Here is a 22807-nt window from a genome sequence, read left to right on the forward strand (position 1 = left end):
ATGAAAAGTTTAGAAAACTACCAAAACTTCTACTTCGTAGGAATCGGAGGCATCGGAATGAGTGCTTTGGCGCGCTATTTCAACGCTTCTGGCAAAAATGTTTTGGGCTACGACAAAACCAAAACCAAACTCACCTCCGCACTGATTTCGGAGGGTATTGATATTGTTTTTGAAGATGTTGTAAACGAAAGAATAAGTGAATTAAATCCAGAAAACACTTTAGTGATTTTCACTCCTGCGATTAAAAAACTGAGTATTTTAGATTACTTTAATGACAATAGATTTTTGGTTTTGAAACGTGCGAAAGTTTTAGGATTAATCACCGAAAATACTGCGTGCATCGCAATAGCAGGAACTCACGGAAAAACTACAACCTCATCTCTGGTTGCTCATCTTTCGAAAGAAGCAAATCTGCCGTTTTCTGCTTTTTTAGGTGGAATTGCAGAGAATTTTAAGTCAAATTTTCTTTTCAACGGAAGTGAAATTTCCGTGGTAGAAGCTGATGAATACGACAGAAGTTTCCTGAACCTATCTCCGGATTGGGCGGCAATTACCTCAACCGACGCAGATCATCTTGATATTTATGGCGACAAAGCGACAATCGAACAAGGTTTCCGAGATTTTGCCAATTTGGTTCCGTCGGATCAGCAACTTTTTGTGAGAAAAGGTATTAATATTGGCCGTCCGACAAAGACTTATGCGGTAAACGAAGAAGCGGATTATTATTCGGACAATATCCGAGAAATCGGCGACAAAATATATTTCGATTTCCACACTCCGAAAGAGGAAATCAGTGATTTCGTTTGGGAAATTCCGGGAATTCACAATGTAGAAAATGCGACGGTTGCTATTGCGATTTTGAATAATTTGGGAGTTGATTTTGAAACTTTAAAACGTGGAATTGCCAATTTTAAAGGAATAAAAAGAAGGTATACGAAACACAATTTCGAGAACGGAAAAATTTATATTGACGATTACGCACATCACCCAACCGAACTGAATGCGGTGATAGGTTCGATCAAAACTTTCTATCCGGACAAAAAATTGTTGGTCGTGTTCCAGCCACATTTGTTTAGCAGAACACGCGATTTTGCGGATGGTTTCGCAGAAAGTTTAAATAATGCAGATGAACTGATTTTGCTCGACATCTATCCGGCTCGCGAATTACAGGAGAATTTCGAAGGTGTGTCTTCAAAATGGCTTTCAGAAAAAATTAAATTAGTAAATAAAGAAGTTTCAACCTTGGATGAAGCTTTTGAGAAAATTAAAGAGAAAAATTTCGATGTGTTGCTAACAGTAGGTGCGGGAAACATCGACACTTTGCACGATCCAATCGTAGATTGGCTTTCAGGAAAATAGAAAATGAAAAACAAATTCAGAATATTAAAAATTTTAATCACAGTAATCATTTTTGGATTTCTGCTGAGTTTTTCGTTGAAAAGATTCAACAATAAACCTATGGAAAAAGTTTCGGTAAATATGACTCCAACGAAGCATCCGGTATATTTTATTGATGAAAAAGATGTGAAAAATATTGTGAAAAGATCGAATCCTACAAAAAAGGTAGGCGATATCAATATTCCTGATTTAGAGAAAAAACTCAATAGTCTTCCGGCGGTTGACAGCGCAAATGTTTATTTGAATTTGAATGGAAATCTTAATCTCGACATCAAGCAACGGGTTCCGGCTTTTCGATTGGTAAATGGCGATAGAGATTTTTATGTGGACGAAAAAGGAGTCGAATTCCCTATTTCTGCCAACTATTCTTTCCCATGTATGCTGGTAACGGGCAATGTGAAACCGTCGGAATACCAAAAATTGGCTGAACTGGTCGATAAAATAGACAAAGACAGCTTTAGCAAAAAATATTTTATAGGAATTAGTAAGGAAAAAGGAGGTTATAATTTACTGACAAGCCAAGGAAACTATAAACTAGAAATCGGTGATTTAGAAAAAATCGAGTTGAAAGTAAAAGGTTTTAAAACTTTTGTCGAGAAATATCTGGTTTTTCAGAATCCTGAAAAATACCGTAAAATATCGGTGAAATACGACAACCAAATCGTAACAACCTTAAATCCTAATTTTAAAGAAAATGATAGCTTAATTAATTTAGGACATAAAGAATTGGCAAAAACTCCGGTTACTTCAGCGAAAAAATCGGAAAGTAAATCAAATGGTGAAAAAAAAAGTTTAAAAAAAGATTAGAGTAAGTGAAAAAATTCTAATTCATTTTAAAGAAAATTATAAAAAATCAAATCGACATACAAATGGAAAATCACGAGTATTCAGTAGGGCTCGACATCGGAACCACAAAAATTGTGACGATTGTCGGTAGAAGAAATGCCCACGGCAAAATTGAAGTTCTCGGCGTTGGAAAGGCAAAAAGTTTGGGTGTTCACAAAGGTATTGTGAATAATATTTCCCAGACCATCCAATCCATCAAAGCCGCAGTAGCAGAAGCAGAAAGCAGTTCCGGAGTTCCCATCAGCAAGGTAACTGTGGGAATTGCTGGCAAACACATCCGATCGCTTCAGCATTCGGATTATATCATGAGAGACCATCCGGATCAATACATCACGGAAGAGGATATCGAAAAGCTGAAAGATCAAGTAAAAAAATTAGTTATGCTTCCCGGCGAAGAAATCATCCACGTTCTTCCACAGGAATATAAAGTAGATTCTGAGGGAGAAATCCAAGAACCTGTTGGAATGCATGGCAAAAGATTAGAAGCTAATTTCCACGTGGTTGTTGGACAAATGGGAAGCATCCGAAACATCGCAAGATGCGTTCGCGAAGCTGGTTTAGAAATGGAAGCGCTCACACTAGAACCACTCGCATCATCGGAATCTGTACTTACAAAAGAAGAAAAAGAAGCCGGTGTTGCCATCGTTGACATCGGTGGTGGAACTACTGATATTGCGATTTTTAAAGACAATATTATTCGTCACACATGCGTCATTCCTTACGGTGGCGGAATTATTACCGACGACATCAAGGAAGGTTGCTCTATCATCGAAAAACATGCAGAACAGCTGAAAGTAAAATTCGGATCTGCCGTTCCGGAACTGGAAAAAGACAGCACATTTGTCACGATTCCCGGTTTACACGGAAGACCTGATAAAGAAATTTCTTTAAAAACTTTAGCTCAAGTAGTAAATGCAAGAGTTGAAGAAATATTAGAAATGGTGAACACGGAATTGAAAGCTTACGGCGCATTCGAACAAAAGAAAAAACTAATCGCAGGAATCGTTTTAACAGGTGGTGGATCAAATCTTCGCAACCTTCGACAATTGGCGAATTATACCACAGGTTTCGACAGCAGAATTGGCTTCGCAAACGAATATGTTGCTAATGATAAAAACCAATTTTTAAAAGGACCGGAATTCGCAACTTCTATTGGATTACTGATGGAAAGCTTGAAAATTCGAGACAAGAAAATAAATCCGACCCCGATAGAAGAAACCGTTGCAACGCCTATTCCAGAAAATAATGTTACAGAAACAATAGAAGAAACTCCGGAATTCCGAACAGAAGAAATTACCTTACCTACTACCCAAGAAGGAAGACGCAACAAGCTTACCATCGGACAAAAAATCATGGAAAGCGTGAAAAAATTCTTTGAAGAAGTTGAATAATAAAAAAATTACATACTATGGAAAATATAAGCACACAAGGATTTTCTTTTGATTTACCAAAAGGAAATTCATCAATTATAAAAGTGATCGGTGTAGGTGGTGGCGGAAACAACGCTCTAAAACACATGTACGAAAGAGGAATCCACGGCGTAGACTTCGTGATTTGCAATACCGATGCCCAAACATTGGATAATAACCCTGTTTCCAACAAAGTACAGTTGGGAATGACGATTACTGAAGGACTCGGAGCAGGAGCAGATCCTGAAGTTGGCGAAAAAGCGGCAATCGAAAGTATCGAAGACATCAAAGCAGCTCTGGGACAAAACACCAAAATGGTTTTCATCACCGCTGGTATGGGTGGCGGAACCGGAACTGGTGCTGCACCGGTAATCGCTAAAATTGCCAAAGAAATGGGTATTCTTACCGTAGGAATCGTTACAGTTCCATTTAGTTTCGAAGGAAGAAGAAGATTAGACCAAGCAGAAATCGGTCTTGATAAACTGAGAAATAACGTTGATTCCTTAATCGTTATTAATAATGATAAACTACGTCAGCAATTCGGAAATCTTGGTTTCAAACAGGGATTCTCCAAAGCGGATGAAGTGCTTACCAACGCTGCAAAAGGTATGGCAGAAGTGATTACCGGATATTTCGATGTAAATATTGACTTCCGTGATGCAAAATCTGTACTTCAAAATTCTGGAACTGCTTTGATCTCAACCGGAACCGCTTCAGGCGAAAACAAAGCGGAAGAAGCTGTGAAAAAAGCTTTGGACTCTCCATTATTAAACGATAACAAAATTACTGGAGCGAAAAACGTATTGCTCCTAATCCGAAGTGGTTCGGAAGAAGCTACGATGGACGAAATCGGTCTCATCAACGATTTTATTCAAAAAGAAGCAGGAAATACTGCTGAAATTATCTTCGGTGTGGGTACAGACGAGGAACTAGGCGATGCTATCAGCGTCTTGGTAATCGCAACCGGATTCGCAAAAGACGATAAAAAACATGCAGGACCAACTGAAAAAATTAAAATTAGCTTAAACGATAATTTGTCCGCTTCTGCCAAACCGGAATCTCCATTCAAACAGAGAGAAGAAAGAGAAGAAATCACCAGAGAACAATTTCCTACAAAAAACCTGTTCGTTTTAGACGATGAAGAGGATTTGCCAACTCCGGAATTCAAAGTAAAAACTAGAGAAAGAAAAGTGGTGGTAGAACAAGAAACTCCAACTGAAATCAAGTTTTTTGATTTAGATGATGAAGAAACTCCGGACCCAAAATTCCGTCAAAACCAGCCGCAGGAAATCGATCTTTTCTCTTTTGAAGACGATCAGTACGAAGCACCAGAATCTCAATCTTTCAAGTTTGAAGTAGAAGAAAAAATAGAGCAAAAACCAGTAGAACCGAAAACTTCTTTCTCGGAAGAAAAACCATTGGACTTCAGTTTTTTCGTAAACGAACCGATTGAGGAGCCAACCGTTGAAACACCACAACCTAAAGCAGAGATCAAACCTGAGCCGGTTCAAATTATCGAACAAAAGGTGCAATATAAGCCAGTAGAAACGCCTAAAACTGAAGAAAAAATTGAAATTGAAGACGATTTTACATTCATCAGCAAAACTACTAGCGACAAAGTGATGGAGCGAAAAAATAAACTGAAAGAATTCAATTCAAGATATCAAACAACAGATTTCGAGAACGAATTTGAAACAGTTCCCGCATTCCGGAGAAAAAATATCAGTATCGAAGGTAGCAATGCTTCTGACAATGCCATCAACAGTTTTTTAACTGATCAAAACGGAAGAATGAAAATTCGTGAAAACAGATTCTTGAACAAAGATGTAGATTAATACAAATATTTACAAAAAAATGAGTTTAGAAAATACCATCAGCGAAGCGATAAAAACCGCAATGAGAGAGAAAGATAAAGTGGCTCTCGATGCTTTGCGAGCTGTAAAATCACAAATTCTTCTTTTGAAAACCGAAGCCAAAGGAGCAGAAGTTTCTGCGGAACAGGAAATTGCCATTTTGCAAAGAATGATTAAACAAAGAAAAGACTCTTATGATCAATTCACCGCACAAAATCGTAGCGATTTAGCAGAAGTAGAAAGCGCGCAAATGAAAGTAATTGAAAAATTTCTTCCTGCGCAACTTTCAGCAGAAGAATTAGAGACGGAAATGAAAAAAATCATTACCGAAACAGGTGCCCAAAGCGCCAAAGATTTAGGAAAAGTAATGGGTATTGCCAGCAAAATTCTCGCCGGAAAAAGCGATGGCAAGAGCATCTCTGAAATAGCAAAAAAACTGCTTTCCTAATGTTTAAATAAGGATATTCAACCTTTGCATATCGATTTGATTGAAGCCCGGAACATTTAATGTTTCGGGTTTTTTATGCCAAAAAGACCATTATAGAATTTTGGAATGATTTTGATTACTAATTTGGATGAGTTTAATCATTCAAAAAAAATTAAATTTGCATTAAATAATTTTCAAACCCTTTTTTTAACCTAAAAAAATAAATATGTATCCAGAAGAATTAGTAATGCCGATGAAGGCAGAACTTACCGATAAAGGTTTTCAAGACCTTAGAACTCCCGAAGAAGTAACCAATGCATTAAAAAAGGAAGGAACTACCCTATTGATGGTAAATTCCGTGTGCGGTTGCGCAGCGGGAGCAGCAAGACCAGGAGTAATTTTTTCTTTAACAGGTGATAAAAAACCAGACAATTTAACTACCGTATTTGCTGGTTTTGATGTTGATGCAGTGGCAGAAGCGCGCAAATTATTGGCTCCATTTCCGCCAAGTTCCCCTTGTGTAGCACTTTTTAAAGATGGTGAATTGGTTCACATGCTAGAAAGACATCATATTGAAGGTAATCCTGCAGGAGCAATCGCGGCCAACCTACAGGCAGCTTACGAAGAATATTGCTAAACGAAAACTTTAGTTTGAATTGAAATTCCGTTCATTTTTGGGCGGAATTTTTTGTTTTTAAAAGCAATCGGACTTTACCCGAAATATATTATATTTGTCCTAATGGCAACAAAAGCGCTTTTCAATACCGTCGTCAATTGGTTTATCCGGCAAAGGATTGATCAGATTCAGAATTTCATGAATCATCCCTCGGAGACACAAAATGGCGTATTATTTTCCCAGCTGTATCATGCGGAAAACACCGATTATGGTAAAATTTATGGGTTCAGTTCTATCTCAAGTTATGACGATTTCCGCAGAAATGTTCCGATCGTCACTTATGAAGATTTCGAACCTTATATCGAAAAAGCAAGACAAGGTAAGCCCGATGTTTTCTGGCCCGGCTATATTCGGAAATTCGCGAAATCATCCGGAACTACCAATGCGAAAAGTAAATTTATTCCCATTTCCGAAGAATGCTTAGAAGATTGTCATTTCAAAGCCGGAAAGGATTTACTTTCCATCTACGCCAATAATCATCCGGAAAACAACCTTTTTTCTAATAAAAATCTGCGCCTTGGCGGAAGTTCGGAATTGTACGAAGATTTCAATACCAAATTCGGAGATTTGTCCGCAATTATGATTGAAAATCTTCCGTTTTGGGTAGAAATTACCACAACACCAAGTAAAAAAGTTTCGCTGATGTCCGAATGGGAAAGCAAACTAAAAGCAATTGTCTCGGAAGTAAAAAATGAAGATGTAGGTAGTATAACCGGCGTTCCCAGCTGGATGATGGTTTTGTTGCAAAGAACATTAACTGAAACAGGGAAAGAAAATATCTCAGAACTTTGGCCCAATATCGAGGTGTTTTTTCATGGTGGTATTAGCTTTAAACCTTACAGAGAGCAATATAGAAAACTCATCGGGAAAGATATCAATTACTACGAAATTTACAATGCTTCCGAAGGGTTTTTCGCTATTCAGGATCAGCACGGGAGCGATGAAATGTTGCTGATGTTGAATTATGGTATTTTCTATGAATTCATTCCGATGGATCAGTTTGACCTCAAAAATTTGCAGGCAATTCCTTTGGAAGAGGTAGAAATCGGGAAAAACTATGCGATGGTAATTACCACCAACAGTGGTTTATGGCGATATTTGATCGGCGACACGGTAAAATTTACTTCACTTAATCCTTATCGAATTAAAATTTCTGGAAGAACGAAACATTACATCAATGCTTTCGGAGAAGAATTAATGATTGATAATGTAGAAACTGCGCTTACGAAAGCTTGCGAGGCAACCGAAGCTTCCGTTTGCGATTTTACAGGAGCACCGGTTTTTATGAAAGATGGCGAAAGTGGCGCCCACGAATGGATTTTTGAATTTACAAAAGAACCAAACGATCTGGATCGTTTTACTGAAGTTTTCGACAACCATCTAAAATCGATAAACTCCGATTACGAAGCGAAACGCTACAATAATATGACGCTGAAAAGACCAATCGTACATATTGCAAAACCACAGCTTTTTTACCAATGGATGTCCGAACGCGGAAAATTGGGTGGGCAAAATAAAGTTCCACGATTGAGCAATGATCGCGAATACATCGATCCTTTACTGAAACTAAACGAATAAAAAACTCCGCTGGAAATTTTCAGCGGAGTTTTCTTATGTTATTTTTTTTGTAAATCATCCTTTACTTTTTCAGCGCCTTTTTCAACTTTCTCAGCGCCTTTTGCTGCGGCATCTTTCACTTCCTCGCCGGCTTTCCGCAGTTCGTGACCAGCCTTATCAGCGGCATCATCAATTTTTTCACCGGCAGAATTCAACCTTTCTTTGGCTTTTTCCACGGTTTCGTTAATTCTCGCAGAATCCAGTGACGTGGATTTCTCGGTTTCAACAGTTGTGGCGGTTACGCTTCCGTCTGGATTTTCGGTAATTTCGGTTCTTTTTTCTGCTTTTTTGCAGCTTATTAATGCTAAAGAAACTGCAGCAGCAATGATCATATAATTTTTCATATAATTAAATTTTGTGTTATTCAAATATAGAAAAAATTTAAGGATTCACAGTGCTTTGTGAAGCAGGAATTTCAGTGGTTTTTTTCTTGATTTCTTCCACTTTTTCATTCTTATCTTTTGTTTCTTTCGCAACTTTTTCCTTTTCTTCTTTCACTTTGTTGAGCAACTTTTCCTCTTCCAATTTTTTTTGAACTTGCCTTAAAGAATCTTGATATTGCAACGACGAAATTCTAATTTTTCTCGCTACATCCACGGAAGTTGCTCCGGCGGAAAAAGAATCAATTGCAACAGTATCATAAGGTGGAATGGCAGAAACAACCGGATCAGAATGTTGATTTTTTTGATTTTCTTTGCCACAAGAAATCATTAATATAAAGAAAAATATAGCAATCAGTTTTTTCATTTTAATCGATATAAAATTCAGTAATTACCGGAAAATGGTCGGATAATTTCGCACTTCGGTCCACTCTGTACGCGACTGTCTGAATACTTTGGGAACAAAAAACGTGATCAATCCTTATAGGAAATTTGTAATCATGAAAACTCGTTGCGCTACCCCGACCTACTTCTACAAATACATCTTTTAGATTTTTAAGCAAATGATAATATTCGTACGAATTCGGAACTGCATTGAAATCTCCTGCTAAAATCACAGGATATGGCGAAGCAGAAACTGCATTTTGCAAATCCTGAACTTCGGCTTGGTGGTTTTTGAAAGTCGGAACCAATTTTCCGAGAATGTATCGCAATTTATTTTCGTTTTGCTCTAAATCTTTGCTGGGCTTAACCTTCTGCTTTTCAAAAGAAAAAGGACTTAAATAAAGATTAATAAAGCGAATTCTCTTGCCATTAATTTCGATATCAGCATAGAAAGAATTACCGTTTCCGCTGGTTGCAATTTTACCTTGTTCAAGGATTTTCGTTTTAGAATTTAATGCGACGATTTCGTAATTTCCTACCCCAAAATCATATCCCGAAACATGGTATTGTGAACCATATTCCTGAAGTAAAATAACATCCGCGCCACTGTTTTTAAGATAATTAAAAACTTTTCCTGTACCGCCAACTCTCCCTCCTTTGATATTGAAAGTCAACATTTTAAGATTGGGTTTGATGGATTTTTTCTCTCTGTAATTAATCCATCTTGAAGTAGGAACAATTAAAAATAAAGAAAATGCGAGAAAGAAAACGGCTCTTTTTTTCCATAAGATAATCCAGGTAAGGCAAAACAATACATTTAAAATCATCAAAACCGGAAATGAAAGCGAAAGCATGTTCAGCCACGGAAAAACTCTTGGTGGAACATAAGCATTGAGAATCGTTCCCAAAAGCAGCACCAAAATACCGAAATGAAAAAATGTAAAAAGCAAACGAAATAGCTTCATCTTTAATTAATTCTGAAACGGTTTTTCTTCCAATACCAAGCCAATAAAATTCCAACGAGAGCGCCGCCAACATGGGCTAAATGAGCAATTCCCCCAACATTTCCTGTAACACCAAGTATCACCGAACCGATAACGACTACCGGTAACACATATTTTACTTTCACCGGAATCGGAATGAACATGATCATGATCTCTGCATCTGGAAAAAGTATGGCAAAAGCAGCGATAACACCGAAAATCGCTCCAGATGCGCCCACCATAGGAACAGTAATAATCGATTGTAAATCACTCACCAACTTTCTTTGTTCTAAAACAGCTTGCGAACTTCCTTTGAATGCGACATTTTCGCCTGACATATAACCATTCAAATCGAAACCGAAACTCTGCAGACTCGTTTTAATTTGTTCTACTTCAATGAAATTCCATAAATTAAACAGGAAAAAAGCTCCCAAACCACTCACGAAATAAAGAATCAAATATTTTCGATCACCCAAAATTCTTTCTAAAACGGGCCCAAAACTATACAAGGTGAACATATTGAACAAAATATGCATAAAACTACCATGCATAAACATATGAGTAATGATTTGCCATGAATGGAAAAATGGCGAAAACGGATAAAATGCCGCTAAATATCGGTACATCATCTCGCTGTTCAACAAGTAAGTAAGGGCAAAAACCACCACATTGATGATGATGAGATTTCGCGTTATGGGTGGGATTTGATTGATCATTTGTTTCTAAAATTTATTTTTTAATTCATCGAGTGGAATTTCAATGAAACATCTTTTTCCTGTTGGTAAAAACTCTGGAAAACCGAGCTCTGTAAAATCTCTGATAACTTGTTCGGCATCAATTTTATAAAGGAAATCGAAACGGGATTTGCTTTGGATCTTATTCCATTGATTGTGGTAAAACTCTAGGAATTCTTCTTCCGTTTTGTACTCTAAAATTTCAAAAAGATTTTCCATGAATTTCATCACTTGGGTTTCTTTCAGACCTTCCGGAACTGCATCAATCCTCAAAACATTATCATTCGCAATAATCATCTCGAAACCCAGTTCTGGCAAATATTTTTTGATGGAACGAAATTTATTTTTCTCGGTTTCATTCATGTGATATTCCAAAGAAAACAGCAAAGTATGCTTGTCGCTCGTGCGCTTTTTCTTGGCATTTCTTTCACTTACAACCAACCGATGCATTCTGCCCAAATCGAGCATTAAAGTTTTCCCGTTTTTGTTGAAAAGCCAATAACCATTGGGCAAACGCATGAGATCTTCATCAAAATCTTCATCTTCAAAAAGGTTGATTTTCGATGGTTCCGCCGGAATATTTTGTTGATACATTTCTGTAATCGCGTGGGTTTCACCGGCAGAAACACGCTCTTCCAAAAAAGGGTTGTAGTCTCGGTCAACGGTGATTTCCGGAGCTTTGAAACTTCCGTTACTGCTGTTTTTTTGATGAACGAAGGCATCAATGCTCGTGTCTCGATCGAAATCTAAACTTGGCGCAACGTTATAAATTCCTAAAGATTTTTTGATGGTGGAACGTACCAAAGCGAAAATTAAGTTCTCGTCTTCAAATTTTACTTCCGTTTTTTGAGGATGAATGTTCACATCAACTTTCTCCGGATCTAACTCTAGAAAAAGAAAAAATGTCGGAATATAACCCGGCAAAAGCAGACCTTCAAAAGCTTCCTGAACCGCTTTATTGAAATAAGCACTACGGAAATATCTGCCATTAACAAAGAAAAATTGCTCACCACGAACTTTCTTGGCGCCTTCCGGTTTTGCTACAAATCCGGTCAGTTTAATCCAGCCCAAATCTTCTTTGATTGGAACTAAAAGCTGATGTAATTTTCTTCCGAAAATTTCCACAATTCTCTGTAATAAACTCGATTTTCTTAAGCGGAAAACGATATCATCATTATGAAAAAGTTCAAAATCCAAATTTTCATGAGCTAGCGCAACTCGCTGAAATTCATCAATAATATGTCGGAATTCAACATTATTATTTTTAAGAAATTTTCGTCTCGCCGGAACATTATAAAACAGGTTTTTCACTAGGAAATTAGAACCTTCGGCTGTTTGAATCGGTTCCTGGAACTGAAAACCACCACCTTCGATATAAATATTGGTTCCCGTTATCGCATCTTTGGTTTTGGTTCTCAATTCAACCTGAGCTACCGCAGCAATAGAGGCCAACGCTTCTCCACGAAAGCCTTTCGTTGTAATTTTAAATATATCTTCTGTGCTAGTGATTTTGGATGTTGCGTGTCTTTCGAAAGCTAATCTGGCGTCGGTATCGCTCATGCCGCTACCATTGTCCACTACTTGGATAAGATTTTTCCCTGCATCACGAATGATGAGTTCCACTTTCGTAGCACCTGCATCAATCGCATTTTCCATAAGTTCTTTTACAATAGACGCTGGTCTTTGTACCACTTCGCCGGCAGCGATTTGGTTGGCAACATGATCCGGTAAAAGTTTTATAATATCTGACATTTCCTATAATAATCCTGCAAAAATAGCGATTAGATTTGGGGTTTTGAAAAAACTTTAGGCCTAATTTTCCTTTTGAAACCTTTGATTTTACCATAAAAACCACTTAAAAGATGAGCGCTAACTTGCACGATATTCGATATTTTTCAAAAGTTTCAACCGGTAAAAATACTGATTTTATTTGGTCTTTTTAAATAAAGAAACTTCCAGCGAATTACCGGAAGTCTCTGTTTGATGAGTATTTAATCATTTATTTCTTTAAGGTTTTAACACCCATTTCATACAATGCAAAACTTAGCAAATCAGCATTTTCGCCAATTACTTGGTCGGTACTTCTACCCGCTCCGTGTCCTGCATTTACTTCAATTCTTACCAAAACCGGGTTGTTACAAGATTGTTTTTCCTGAAGTTCAGCTCCAAATTTGAATGAATGAGCCGGCACAACACGATCATCATGATCACTGGTAATAATCATCGTTGAAGGATAGCAAACTCCTTTTTTTACGTTATGGACTGGTGAATAAGATTTTAAATATTCAAACATTTCTTTGCTGTCTTCCGCGGTTCCATAATCGTAGCTCCAACCCGCTCCGGCGGTAAATTTGTTATACCTCAGCATATCCAAAACGCCCACTCCCGGGAAAGCCACTTTTGCCAAATCCGGGCGCATCGTCATCGTAGCACCTACCAAAAGTCCACCGTTTGAACGTCCGGAAAGCGCCATATATTCTTTGGAAGTATAGCCTTTATTTTGCAGATATTCTCCGGCCGCGATGAAATCTTCAAACACATTTTTCTTTTGCATTTTCGTTCCTGCATCGTGCCATTTTTTTCCGTATTCGCCGCCACCACGGATGTTTGGAACGGCATAAATCCCGCCATTTTCCATCCATATTGCATTAACTACAGAGAATGCCGGTTGCAAACTGATGTTGAAACCTCCGTAAGAATAAAGAATAGTCGGGTTTTTTCCATTGAGTTTTGTACCTTTTTTATAATTAATCATCATCGGAACTTTGGTTCCGTCTTTTGATGTATAGAAAACCTGTTCGGAAATATAATCTTCAGGATTAAATTTCACCTTCGGCTTCTGATAAGTTTCTGATTTTCCGGTTTCTACATTGAATTTGTAAGTTGTTCCCGGTGTGATATAATTGGTGAAAGAAAAATAAAGATCTTTCTCTTTTTCCTTTCCACCGAATCCGGAAGCGGTTCCAATTCCTGGTAAATCTATGGTTCGGATGAGTTTTCCATCATAGTCAAATTGTTTCACCGAGGTTACTGCATCTTTGATGTATTTTGCAAAAATATATCCGCCTCCTGTAGAAACATTCAGTACATTATCTGTTTCCGGAATTACATCAACCCAAATATCCGGCTGATTGATGTTGAATTTAACCAAACGCATATTGGGCGCGTTTTTATCCGTTAAAGCGTAAATAAAATCACCTTTGGAATCGATGAAATCCGTGTTGAAATCATAACCTTTCTGAATGGCTAGAAAATCAGTTTTTTTCTTTAAATCTTTAATGTAAAGTTCATTGCCGCTTGTTGCTTCGGATGCACTCAAAATCTCGAATCTTTCATCATCAGAAACCCCAATTCCCATATATCTTCGCTTAAAATTTTCGCCACCGATAATCAATTGATCTTCAGATTGTTTGGTTCCCAACTTGTGGAAATACACTTTATGCATATCAGTTTTTGCGGAAAGTTCGCTTCCTTTCGGCTTATCGTAGCTTGAATAGTAAAATCCTTCGTCTCCCAACCAAGAAGCTCCGGAAAATTTCACATCAACAATAGTTTCATCAATTTTTTCTTTTGTAATAGCGTTTAGAATAATGATTTTGTTCCAGTCACTTCCGCCTTCGGAAATTGAATAAGCTACCAGAGTTCCTTTTTTATTGAATGAAACTCCGGCTAAAGAAGTAGTTCCTTTTTCTGAAAATTTATTTGGATCGAGGAAAACTTCAGTTTTCCCGGATTTATCGGTTCTGTATAGTACAGATTGCGCTTGAAGACCGTCGTTTTTATAGAAATAAGTAAAATCTCCTTCTTTGAAAGGCGCTCCAATTTTCTCGTAATTCCAGATGTCTTTCAACTGATTACGAATCTCTTCCCGGAACGGAATTTTTTTCAAATAATCGTTGGTAAAAGCCACTTCTCGCTGTACCCAATCTTTGGTATCATCAGCACGGTCATCTTCTAACCAGCGATAAGGATCCGCAACTTTACTACCGAAATATTCATCGGTGTGGGAAATCTTTTTGGTTTCGGGATATTTCAAATTAGAATTTAGGTTTTGGGCATTCATCATGTTCAATGCTAAGACAGCTATAGATGCTGTAAAGATCACTTTTTTCATTAATACTTCAGTTTTATCAAATTTATAAAATTTATCCTAATTAAAAGTTAAGGACAAAAACATTAACAAACTTTACGATTATTTAATACTTAAAAGGTATGTAATTTGCTTAACTTTATGCTCACAACAAAAGTAATATGAAAAAAGAAACAGGAATTTTATTGGCAGGAAGTGTAGGAGTAATACTTGGCTTAGGAATTTTCGGAATCAAGAAGTTTTTTTCCCGAAAACACCAGGAATACTACGATTATTATTCTGATTTTCACCGCCATTTCGAGAAAAAGAAAAAAGACGACGGGAATCACGGCGTGGAATATTTGGCCATGCTTTAATAAATTATGATATTCGCTGATAAATCCTGATTTCGTTTGAACTCAGGATTTTTTGTGGAGAACTGAGGCCTCTAAACTCATAACGTTCAATAGTAAAACTTATAAATTTACTCCATCAATTTCATGCAAAACGAAAATTTCATCAAAGGTCAAGGTGCGCAGCGAAACGAAAACAACCGTTTCGACCGGTACACTTTTGAACCAGAAGAAGAAGATTTTCAACAGATAAAAACCCATTTCACCGAAGTTTTTCCTAAAACAATTGTAAATGAAGTGAAAAGTCCGGATTTAAAGATGGAATATTCTATGAATCCGTATCAAGGTTGCGAACACGGTTGCTCTTATTGTTTTGCTCGCCCTACTCACGAATATTGGGGATTTTCTGCAGGTGTGGATTTTGAAAGAAAAATAATGGTCAAGAAAAACGCTCCCGAACTTTTGGAGCAATTTTTTCAGAAAAGAAATTATTCGCCAAAAACTATCACCCTTTCCGGAAATACCGACTGTTACCAACCTGCAGAGAAAACTTTCGAAATTACTCGTAAACTCCTGCAACTTTGTTTGGAATATCGACATCCGGTTTCTATTTTAACTAAAAATGCTTTGGTTTTGCGAGATTTGGACATTTTGAAACCTATGGCAGAGCAGAATTTGGTTTCGGTTTCACTGAGTATTCCTACGATGCATGAAGAAATACGCCGTAAAATGGAACCTCGAACCTCTTCGACCAATAACAAACTCAAAGCCATTGAAATTCTGAGTGAAAATAATATTCCAACCGGAGTGATGGTGTCGCCGGTAATTCCAGGATTGACGAGTGATGAAAGTTTGAACATTCTAAAAACCATTTCCGAAAAAGGCGCACAGAATTTCGGCTATTCTTTAGTTCGATTGAATGATACAGTGGAACCCGTTTTTGTGAAATGGATTCATGCCAATTTTCCCGACAGAGCCCAAAAAGTACTCAATCTCATTCGGTCTTTGCATGGCGGAAACCTCGGCGACAAAAGGTTCCACCAAAGATATCAAGGCGTTGGAAATATCGCAGAAATGATTCACCACACTTTTGCTTTGGGTAAAAGAAAATATTTCGCAGACAAAGCATTTCCAAAACTTTCGACAGAAAATTTTACCGGCAGCAAAACTCAGCAACTGAAACTTTTTTAAGCTAGAGCTTTTAATAAAACCATCCAAAATCTTTAAATTTTATCAGGAAAAAGAGATTGCTTGAAGTTTTTGGTTATTTTTATCAAAATTTTTCAGGAAATGGTTTTAAGCAGAATTTGGAGTGCATTTATCATTATCGCAATATTAGTTGCGAGTGTAAAATATTTATTTTCAGATCATTACAAAGCGATTTACAACGATATGGTAGTCGGAAAAAGTGGCGACACTGTGCAAATTGCGACCAAAAACATCAACGAATTATCGCCAGATTTGAAAGCTGCTTTGCTTTTGAAACCCGAATTTGATGAAAACAGGATTCACTATAAAGCCGATTCTGCAAAAACAAATGTTGCGGTTTATCGTGTTCAGGAAACTGATGGAGTGATCGGAACCTCGGAAACTGCGGTGAAAATATGTCTTGGTTTAGTGGGAATCATGACGCTTTTTATGGGTTTTATGAGCATCGCTGAAAAAGCCGGCGGAATCAATTTATTATCAAGATTAATTCAACCATTTTTCTCAAAATTATTTCCGGAAATCCCGAAAAACCACCCTTCTTTTGGGCATATGTTGCTTAATTTTTCGGCAAATTTATTGGGCCTCGATAATGCAGCAACTCCTTTTGGACTCAAAGCCATGGAAAGTTTGCAAACTTTAAACCCAGATAAAGAAAAAGCCAGCAATCCCCAGATTATGTTTCTTTGCCTTCACGCAGGAGGTTTGACGCTGATTCCGGTTTCCATCATCGCAATTCGAGCTTCGATGGGATCGCAAACGCCAACCGATATTTTTCTGCCGTGTATGATTGCTACTTTTTCTGCGACCATGGCTGCGATGATTGTGGTATCACTTTATCAGAAAATTAATTTACTTCAACCAATCGTGATTGCTTACGTTGGTGGAATATCCGCAATCATCGGATTACTAGTTGTTTACCTATTGAATTTAACTAAAGAAGGATTGGATAATTTCAGCATGCTATTAAGCAATGGAATTATTCTGCTCATCTTTTTTGCCATCGTTTTGGGTGGAGTTTACAAAAAAATAAACGTGTTCGATGCATTTATTGATGGAGCAAAAGAAGGTTTTTGGACTTGTGTGAAGATCATTCCCTATTTAGTGGGAATGTTGATCGCCATTTCGCTACTTCGAACTTCCGGAGTTTTTGATGTACTAATTAGCGGAATGAAATGGGTTGCAGCCGTAGTTGGTTTTGATACACGATTTGTAGACGGTTTACCAACTGCTTTGATCAAACCACTTTCCGGTTCCGGAGCACGAGGAATGATGGTAGATACGATGCAAACTTTCGGTGCAGACAGTTTCCAGGGAAGACTTGCAGCGGTTTTGCAGGGAAGTTCTGATACCACTTTCTACGTAATTGCAGTTTATTTCGGAGCAGTGGGAATCAAAAATACACGATATACTGTTACTGCAATGCTTCTGGCAGATTTGGTTGGCATCATCACTTCGGTGATTTTGGCTTATCTTTTCTTTTCTTAAAATTTAAAAAAACTTGAAATGATACACGATAAAGATTACATTATCAGAATTGTAAAGCAGTTTTCGGAATTTCTTTCAAAAATGATTTTGGGCGGCAAAAATGAAGGTGAACTTTCAGAATGGGAAAGAATTTTCGACACTAATATGAATGATACTTTCAAGATAAGTTTTGAAACGCTTGCTTCTAAATCTTCAGATGAAATTATCAATTTAATTAATGAAAAAGACAAAGCTCACCATGTTCCATATTTGGAATTGCTGGGGCACTTATTTTACTTTAAAAATAAAGAAAATCCTTGCACCGATTTTGCAGCCAAAGCCAAAACTTTCTATGAAATGTATTTGCAGCAAAGCGGAATATTTTCGATGCCTATTGTTTCAAGAATTAATGAATTGAAAGCCCAATTGTAACAATTAAGCAAAAAAATCGTCTTATTCTGTAAAATCCACCATGAAAAAAATTGCAGTGCTTTTGATGAGCTTCGTAAGCGTTTATGCCTTTTCTCAGAAAAAATGGTCGCTACAGGAATGTGTAAATTACGCTGTGGAAAACAACCTGCAAGTTCTTCAAAATCAATTAAATACTAAAACACAAAACAATTCTCTAGACATTGCCAAGCGACAATACTTGCCTTCAGTTTCTGGGAATCTCAATAATACCGCCTCTTTCGGACAAGGTAGAGATGTTTTCGGGACCACGAATAGAAACGACAATTTCAGCAACAGCGCGAATGTGGGAGCAGATATTTTGGTTTTTAATAATGGACGCTTAGAAAAAAATATTCGAAAAACTGAATTTGAAGTTGAGGCCAGCAAATTTGATTTGGAAAGAATTAAAAATGATATTTCACTGCAAATTGCTCAACAATATTTATCGGTTTTGCTCAATCGAGAAATTACCAAAATTTCGGAAAGTGCCCTTGAAAACGCCGATAAACTCTACAAAAGAGCAAAAATAACTACCGAAGTTGGCACGACTCCGCAAACGATTTTAGCTGAAGCTGAAGCCGCGCTCGCAAGAGAGAAACAAAATGTGAAAACTGCTCAAATCAATACCGACAGAAGTTTATTTGCACTGGCAATGCTGCTTCAACTTTTGGATTACAAAAGTTTTGATATTCAAGAAGTTGCTATTGAAAACAAATTAGAAGCTCCTCTTTTTTCAGCGGAAAATATCATTAATAAAGCTTACGAAAACCAACCTCAAATAAAAGCAGCCGAAAACCGCATCAAATCATCTGAGGCACAAACCGAAGTTACGAAAACTGCTTTCTGGCCGACTGTTACCGCAAATGCAGGATTAGGAACTTCTTATTTTTATGCGATGAATGCCGGAAACGACATTAACAGTAATAAGATTCAGCAAACGGTTTTTTTTAAACAATATAAAGACAATTTCGGGCAACAATTGGGCTTGTCTGCAAATATTCCTATTTTTAACAAAGGAATTACAAAACTTCAGGTAGAACAATCGAAAATTAATGAAGATATTGCCAAAAACTCTTTGCTACAGCAGAAACAGGAGGTTTTGCAAAATGTTCAGAAAGCGTACTTTGATGCAGAAAGTAACTATGAAAACTACCTTGCTGCCGTGGAAGCCGAGAGAAGTTCGAAACTTGCGGTTGATTTTGCAGAGAAAAGTTTTGCAGTTGGAAGAACCACAATTTATGATCTAAATATTGCCCGAAACAACTACGCAAATGCGCAAGGAGCCGTTGCTCAGGCAAAATACAACTATCTTTTCAGCATGAAACTTTTGAATTTCTATGCGGGAATTCCTTTGAGTCTTTAAATTTAGTCAATCATTTTTAAATGGATATTCAGATTTCCGACAGTATAAAAAATGTCAATTAAAAATTTAGAGAAATATTTACCAGAGAATACGCTTCCGCATCTGAAACAATGGTTTGGCGATCATTATATTCACATTAAAATTACGCGTGGCAGAAAATCGAAATTAGGAGATTACCGAAAATTGCCGGATAAATCTCATGAAATCACGATCAATTCTACGCTTCAACCTCAACTTTTTTTCTTTGTTCTCACGCATGAATTGGCTCATTTAATTGCGTTTGAAAATTTCGGTGGCAGAATTTCCCCGCACGGAATGGAATGGAAAAACACATTCCGGATGATGCTTTTGGAAAGTATTTCGGTGTATTCAGAAGATTTAAAACCCATAATTCTTCAGTTTTCAAAATCTCCGAAAGCCAATTTTATGGCGAGTCCGGATTTGGTAAGATACTTTCAAATAGAAGATTACGAAGACGAAAGTTCTTATATTGAAGATTTAAAAATTGGCGACCAATTTATTTATCGCAAACAAACCTATATCATTGAGGAGCTCCGCAAAAAAAACTATCTTTGTAGCAATATCAACAATGGAAAAAAGTATATTTTCAAGCCATTAGCAAGAGTAGAAAAAATAAGTTAAACATGTCACAATCAAACAATTACTGCGTCATTATGGCAGGAGGAATAGGAAGCAGATTCTGGCCAATGAGCACTCAAAAATATCCAAAACAATTTCAGGACATTTTAGGAACCGGTCGAACGATGATTCAGCAAACCTACGACAGAATCAGCCAAATCGTTCCAAAAGAAAATATCTTCGTTATCACTAATAAAGAGTATGTTGACCTTACCGAACAGCAATTACCAGAACTGAATTCCGAAAATATTGTTGGCGAACCGATGATGAAAAACACGGCGGCTTGCAACCTTTATATGGCAAAAAAAATTGCCGCTAAAAACCCGGAAGCCAATATGATTGTTTTGCCTGCGGATCATTTGATTTTAAAGGAAACTGTTTTTCTGCAAAAAGTGGAACTGGCTTTTGAACTTGCTTCCCAAAACGATTATTTGATTACTTTGGGAATTACCCCGACACGCCCAGATACAGGCTATGGATACATTCAATTCGAAGAGAATAATAATTCTGACTTTTATAAAGTAAAAACTTTTACCGAAAAACCCGATTTAGAAATTGCAAAAACCTTCTTGGAAAGTGGGGATTTTCTTTGGAATGCGGGGATTTTTATTTGGAATGTAAAATCGATATTGTCGGCATTCGACCAACATCTTGAAGAAATGTCCCAACAATTCCTTAGTTGCGAATACAACAGTAATGCCGAGGAACAATGCATTGAACTGATTTACCCAAAAGTGAACAAAATTTCGATCGACAATGGCATTTTAGAGAAAGCAGAAAACGTATTTGTAATTCCTGCCGATTTGGGTTGGAGCGACCTTGGAACTTGGACTTCCGTGTATGAGAACGCACAGAAAGACGAAAACAAAAACGCTCTCAAATCCAAGCATATTCTTACTTACAATTCCAAAGGAAATATCATCCGATTGAAAAATAACAACAAAGCAGCCATCATCGATGGTTTGAATAATTACATCATTGTTGATACCGAAAAAGCTTTGCTTATTTGTCCAAGAGACAATGATCAATTGATCAAAGATTATGTTCAGGATTTAAAAACTGAAAAAAAAGGAGAAAAATTTCTTTAAAAAGATAAAAAAATTAACAAATCCCGAGATCATCTTCGGGATTCTTGTTTTTTAAATTTTATCGTTTATCTTTTGAATATCAATCTCTTGCAAGCACGCCCAATCGCCGCGGAAACATTCCTTATCGCCAAACACCGAACATGGTCGGCAAGTTAGATCTTTCACTTCAATAACATCATCAATGCTTTGTCCGTAACCTAAAAATCCGGCGAAATAATGCGTGGAACCCCAAACCGAAACACAGCGCGTTCCCACTAAACTTGCCAAATGCATATTCGCCGAATCCATGGAAATCATTGTTTTTAGTTTTGAAATTTTTTGAAGTTCATCGCTGATAGAAAGTTTTCCGGCAAGATTTTCGGTATTAGGAATTTGTGTTGCCCAATTTTCTAAGATTTCAGATTCACCTTTACCACCACCAAAAAAATAAAGCTTATCTTTTTTTGCGATGAGTTTCGCCAGTTCAAAAGACTTCTCCAGTGGCAACATTTTTCCTTGATGCTGCGCAAAAGGCGCAAATCCAATTCCAACTTTTTCCGCAGAAATTGAACGATATTGATGCGATAAATTTACCTTAAAACCCATTGCTCGGAAAACATCTGCGTAGCGTTCTGTAGTAGGTTTCAGTGGCTTCTTCTCAAGATTGTTTATGTCGGTAAGTTTCTTTTTTTCCTCTTTTCCTTTATCGAGAACAAAAACTTTTTGACCATTTAATTTAAAGAAAATATTAAGCAATTTCGTTCGGATAACATCGTGTAAATCAGCAATATAATCAGGTTTAAATTCATTTTTTAATTGCTTCGATAACTTATTAATGCCAATAATTCCGTTGTAATCATCGATATTGATTCCTTTAAAAATAAGATTCGGAATTCCTTGAAATAACTCCTTAAAATTGCTTCGGGAAACCATCACCACTTCTACTTCGGGATTTTGTTCGAGGAATTCGGTGATCACAGGAACAGTCATCGCTACATCACCAAAAGCGGAAAACCGATAAGCTAAAATTCTGATCACTTTTTCAATTGATATGCGACTGCGTAAAACTTAATTTGTTTGGTCATCGCCATCAATCCGTTGGCTCTGGAAGGCGAAAGAAACTCCTGTAAACCGATATCGCTAATAAATTGAAAATCGGAATCTAAAATTTCCTGAGTGGAATGTCCGCTGTAAATCGAAACCAATAGCGAAACAATTCCTTTTGGCAAAATACCGTCGGAATCAGCATTGAAGTATAATTTTCCATCAGAAAACTCTGCATCGATCCAAACTTTGGATTGGCAGCCTTTTATTAAATTGGAATCGGTTTTTTTATCCTCGGGAAGTCCTTTCAGCTCTTTCCCCAAATCGATAATATATTCGTATTTCTGTTCCCAATCGTCAAGAAAGGCAAATTCTTCTACTATTTCCTGCTGTTTTTCTTTGATGGTCATTTCTCAAAATCTATTTGTGCAAAGATAAGGAA

22 protein-coding genes are annotated in these 22807 nt (G+C 37.1%); 14 read left to right on the forward strand and 8 right to left on the reverse strand.

Translation table 11 applies throughout. From position 1 onward, the window contains the following. The 7 genes from murC (at position 1) to H0S70_RS10510 (ending at position 8187) form a co-directional block, all read left to right on the forward strand. Complete coding sequence (gene murC / locus H0S70_RS10480) at positions 1 to 1359, forward strand: UDP-N-acetylmuramate--L-alanine ligase (protein ID WP_188320762.1); 1359 nt, start codon at positions 1 to 3, stop codon at positions 1357 to 1359. Positions 1360 to 1362: 3 nt separating this feature from the next. Beyond that, positions 1363 to 2205: a cell division protein FtsQ/DivIB gene (locus H0S70_RS10485; protein WP_228453716.1), complete on the forward strand. Its 843-nt coding sequence runs from the start codon at positions 1363 to 1365 to the stop codon at positions 2203 to 2205. A 62-nt stretch (positions 2206 to 2267) separates the two neighbouring features. Then, complete coding sequence (ftsA, locus tag H0S70_RS10490; RefSeq protein WP_188320763.1) at positions 2268 to 3635, forward strand: cell division protein FtsA; 1368 nt, start codon at positions 2268 to 2270, stop codon at positions 3633 to 3635. 17 nt (positions 3636 to 3652) lie between these two features. Continuing rightward, positions 3653 to 5488, forward strand: a complete 1836-nt coding sequence (gene ftsZ, locus H0S70_RS10495; RefSeq protein WP_188320764.1) for a cell division protein FtsZ — start codon at positions 3653 to 3655, stop codon at positions 5486 to 5488. A 19-nt stretch (positions 5489 to 5507) separates the two neighbouring features. Next, on the forward strand, positions 5508 to 5954 hold the full coding sequence (locus H0S70_RS10500) for a GatB/YqeY domain-containing protein (protein WP_188320765.1): 447 nt from the start codon (positions 5508 to 5510) through the stop codon (positions 5952 to 5954). A gap of 205 nt (positions 5955 to 6159) precedes the next feature. Beyond that, complete coding sequence (locus H0S70_RS10505) at positions 6160 to 6570, forward strand: BrxA/BrxB family bacilliredoxin (protein WP_123249413.1); 411 nt, start codon at positions 6160 to 6162, stop codon at positions 6568 to 6570. Positions 6571 to 6672: 102 nt separating this feature from the next. After that, positions 6673 to 8187 carry a GH3 auxin-responsive promoter family protein gene (locus H0S70_RS10510; RefSeq protein WP_123249412.1) on the forward strand — a complete coding sequence of 505 codons (1515 nt, stop codon included), beginning with the start codon at positions 6673 to 6675 and terminating at the stop codon, positions 8185 to 8187. A 38-nt stretch (positions 8188 to 8225) separates the two neighbouring features. Here H0S70_RS10510 and H0S70_RS10515 read toward each other — a convergent pair whose 3' ends face one another. From H0S70_RS10515 to H0S70_RS10540, 6 genes are all read right to left on the reverse strand, one after another. Then, positions 8226 to 8570: a hypothetical protein gene (locus H0S70_RS10515; protein ID WP_188320766.1), complete on the reverse strand. Its 345-nt coding sequence runs from the start codon at positions 8568 to 8570 to the stop codon at positions 8226 to 8228. Positions 8571 to 8607: 37 nt separating this feature from the next. Next, on the reverse strand, positions 8608 to 8973 hold the full coding sequence (locus H0S70_RS10520) for a hypothetical protein (RefSeq protein ID WP_188320767.1): 366 nt from the start codon (positions 8971 to 8973) through the stop codon (positions 8608 to 8610). Between the two features lies 1 nt (position 8974). Next, positions 8975 to 9955, reverse strand: a complete 981-nt coding sequence (locus H0S70_RS10525) for an endonuclease/exonuclease/phosphatase family protein (RefSeq protein ID WP_188320768.1) — start codon at positions 9953 to 9955, stop codon at positions 8975 to 8977. Positions 9956 to 9957: 2 nt separating this feature from the next. Beyond that, a complete protein-coding gene (locus H0S70_RS10530; protein WP_188320769.1) occupies positions 9958 to 10689 on the reverse strand; it encodes a rhomboid family intramembrane serine protease in 732 nt (243 codons plus the stop codon). 6 nt (positions 10690 to 10695) lie between these two features. Further along, a complete protein-coding gene (gene mutL, locus H0S70_RS10535; protein ID WP_188320770.1) occupies positions 10696 to 12459 on the reverse strand; it encodes a DNA mismatch repair endonuclease MutL in 1764 nt (587 codons plus the stop codon). A 247-nt stretch (positions 12460 to 12706) separates the two neighbouring features. Further along, positions 12707 to 14773 carry a prolyl oligopeptidase family serine peptidase gene (locus H0S70_RS10540; RefSeq protein ID WP_394367326.1) on the reverse strand — a complete coding sequence of 689 codons (2067 nt, stop codon included), beginning with the start codon at positions 14771 to 14773 and terminating at the stop codon, positions 12707 to 12709. 185 nt (positions 14774 to 14958) lie between these two features. On the opposite strand from H0S70_RS10540, the gene H0S70_RS10545 reads away from it, so the two are divergent. The 7 genes from H0S70_RS10545 to H0S70_RS10575 all read left to right on the forward strand — a co-directional run bounded on the left by H0S70_RS10545 (position 14959) and on the right by H0S70_RS10575 (position 21342). After that, a complete protein-coding gene (locus H0S70_RS10545) occupies positions 14959 to 15153 on the forward strand; it encodes a hypothetical protein (RefSeq protein ID WP_123249405.1) in 195 nt (64 codons plus the stop codon). Between the two features lie 123 nt (positions 15154 to 15276). Next, positions 15277 to 16320, forward strand: coding sequence for a PA0069 family radical SAM protein (locus H0S70_RS10550; RefSeq protein WP_188320772.1), 1044 nt, complete (start codon positions 15277 to 15279; stop codon positions 16318 to 16320). A gap of 99 nt (positions 16321 to 16419) precedes the next feature. Continuing rightward, positions 16420 to 17823: a nucleoside recognition domain-containing protein gene (locus H0S70_RS10555; protein WP_188320773.1), complete on the forward strand. Its 1404-nt coding sequence runs from the start codon at positions 16420 to 16422 to the stop codon at positions 17821 to 17823. An 18-nt stretch (positions 17824 to 17841) separates the two neighbouring features. Beyond that, positions 17842 to 18234 carry a hypothetical protein gene (locus H0S70_RS10560; RefSeq protein ID WP_123249403.1) on the forward strand — a complete coding sequence of 131 codons (393 nt, stop codon included), beginning with the start codon at positions 17842 to 17844 and terminating at the stop codon, positions 18232 to 18234. Positions 18235 to 18274: 40 nt separating this feature from the next. Further along, positions 18275 to 19615 (forward strand): TolC family protein, encoded by a 1341-nt coding sequence (locus H0S70_RS10565; RefSeq protein WP_123249402.1) that lies wholly within the window; start codon positions 18275 to 18277, stop codon positions 19613 to 19615. Positions 19616 to 19666: 51 nt separating this feature from the next. Then, complete coding sequence (locus tag H0S70_RS10570; RefSeq protein WP_123249401.1) at positions 19667 to 20257, forward strand: SprT-like domain-containing protein; 591 nt, start codon at positions 19667 to 19669, stop codon at positions 20255 to 20257. A gap of 2 nt (positions 20258 to 20259) precedes the next feature. Next, a complete protein-coding gene (locus tag H0S70_RS10575) occupies positions 20260 to 21342 on the forward strand; it encodes a mannose-1-phosphate guanylyltransferase (RefSeq protein ID WP_228453717.1) in 1083 nt (360 codons plus the stop codon). Positions 21343 to 21393: 51 nt separating this feature from the next. On the opposite strand, the gene H0S70_RS10580 is transcribed toward H0S70_RS10575, so the two are convergent. Continuing rightward, on the reverse strand, positions 21394 to 22356 hold the full coding sequence (locus H0S70_RS10580; RefSeq protein ID WP_123249429.1) for a glycosyltransferase family 9 protein: 963 nt from the start codon (positions 22354 to 22356) through the stop codon (positions 21394 to 21396). Continuing rightward, entirely contained in the window at positions 22356 to 22775 is a 420-nt protein-coding gene (locus tag H0S70_RS10585; RefSeq protein WP_031504218.1) for a SufE family protein, read from the reverse strand. Before H0S70_RS10585 ends, H0S70_RS10580 begins: the two co-directional genes overlap by 1 nt. Positions 22776 to 22807: the final 32 nt, after the last annotated feature.

The organism is Chryseobacterium manosquense (genome assembly GCF_014623485.1).
GTDB lineage: Bacteria > Bacteroidota > Bacteroidia > Flavobacteriales > Weeksellaceae > Kaistella > Kaistella haifensis.

Coding starts and splice junctions, on each gene's coding strand:
- murC (WP_188320762.1), top strand. CDS start 1: ATGAAAAGTTTAGAAAACTACCAAAACTTCTACTTCGTAGGAATCGGA.
- H0S70_RS10485 (WP_228453716.1), top strand. CDS start 1,363: ATGAAAAACAAATTCAGAATATTAAAAATTTTAATCACAGTAATCATT.
- ftsA (WP_188320763.1), top strand. CDS start 2,268: ATGGAAAATCACGAGTATTCAGTAGGGCTCGACATCGGAACCACAAAA.
- ftsZ (WP_188320764.1), top strand. CDS start 3,653: ATGGAAAATATAAGCACACAAGGATTTTCTTTTGATTTACCAAAAGGA.
- H0S70_RS10500 (WP_188320765.1), top strand. CDS start 5,508: ATGAGTTTAGAAAATACCATCAGCGAAGCGATAAAAACCGCAATGAGA.
- H0S70_RS10505 (WP_123249413.1), top strand. CDS start 6,160: ATGTATCCAGAAGAATTAGTAATGCCGATGAAGGCAGAACTTACCGAT.
- H0S70_RS10510 (WP_123249412.1), top strand. CDS start 6,673: ATGGCAACAAAAGCGCTTTTCAATACCGTCGTCAATTGGTTTATCCGG.
- H0S70_RS10515 (WP_188320766.1), bottom strand. CDS start 8,570: ATGAAAAATTATATGATCATTGCTGCTGCAGTTTCTTTAGCATTAATA.
- H0S70_RS10520 (WP_188320767.1), bottom strand. CDS start 8,973: ATGAAAAAACTGATTGCTATATTTTTCTTTATATTAATGATTTCTTGT.
- H0S70_RS10525 (WP_188320768.1), bottom strand. CDS start 9,955: ATGAAGCTATTTCGTTTGCTTTTTACATTTTTTCATTTCGGTATTTTG.
- H0S70_RS10530 (WP_188320769.1), bottom strand. CDS start 10,689: ATGATCAATCAAATCCCACCCATAACGCGAAATCTCATCATCATCAAT.
- mutL (WP_188320770.1), bottom strand. CDS start 12,459: ATGTCAGATATTATAAAACTTTTACCGGATCATGTTGCCAACCAAATC.
- H0S70_RS10540 (WP_394367326.1), bottom strand. CDS start 14,773: ATGATGAATGCCCAAAACCTAAATTCTAATTTGAAATATCCCGAAACC.
- H0S70_RS10545 (WP_123249405.1), top strand. CDS start 14,959: ATGAAAAAAGAAACAGGAATTTTATTGGCAGGAAGTGTAGGAGTAATA.
- H0S70_RS10550 (WP_188320772.1), top strand. CDS start 15,277: ATGCAAAACGAAAATTTCATCAAAGGTCAAGGTGCGCAGCGAAACGAA.
- H0S70_RS10555 (WP_188320773.1), top strand. CDS start 16,420: ATGGTTTTAAGCAGAATTTGGAGTGCATTTATCATTATCGCAATATTA.
- H0S70_RS10560 (WP_123249403.1), top strand. CDS start 17,842: ATGATACACGATAAAGATTACATTATCAGAATTGTAAAGCAGTTTTCG.
- H0S70_RS10565 (WP_123249402.1), top strand. CDS start 18,275: ATGAAAAAAATTGCAGTGCTTTTGATGAGCTTCGTAAGCGTTTATGCC.
- H0S70_RS10570 (WP_123249401.1), top strand. CDS start 19,667: ATGTCAATTAAAAATTTAGAGAAATATTTACCAGAGAATACGCTTCCG.
- H0S70_RS10575 (WP_228453717.1), top strand. CDS start 20,260: ATGTCACAATCAAACAATTACTGCGTCATTATGGCAGGAGGAATAGGA.
- H0S70_RS10585 (WP_031504218.1), bottom strand. CDS start 22,775: ATGACCATCAAAGAAAAACAGCAGGAAATAGTAGAAGAATTTGCCTTT.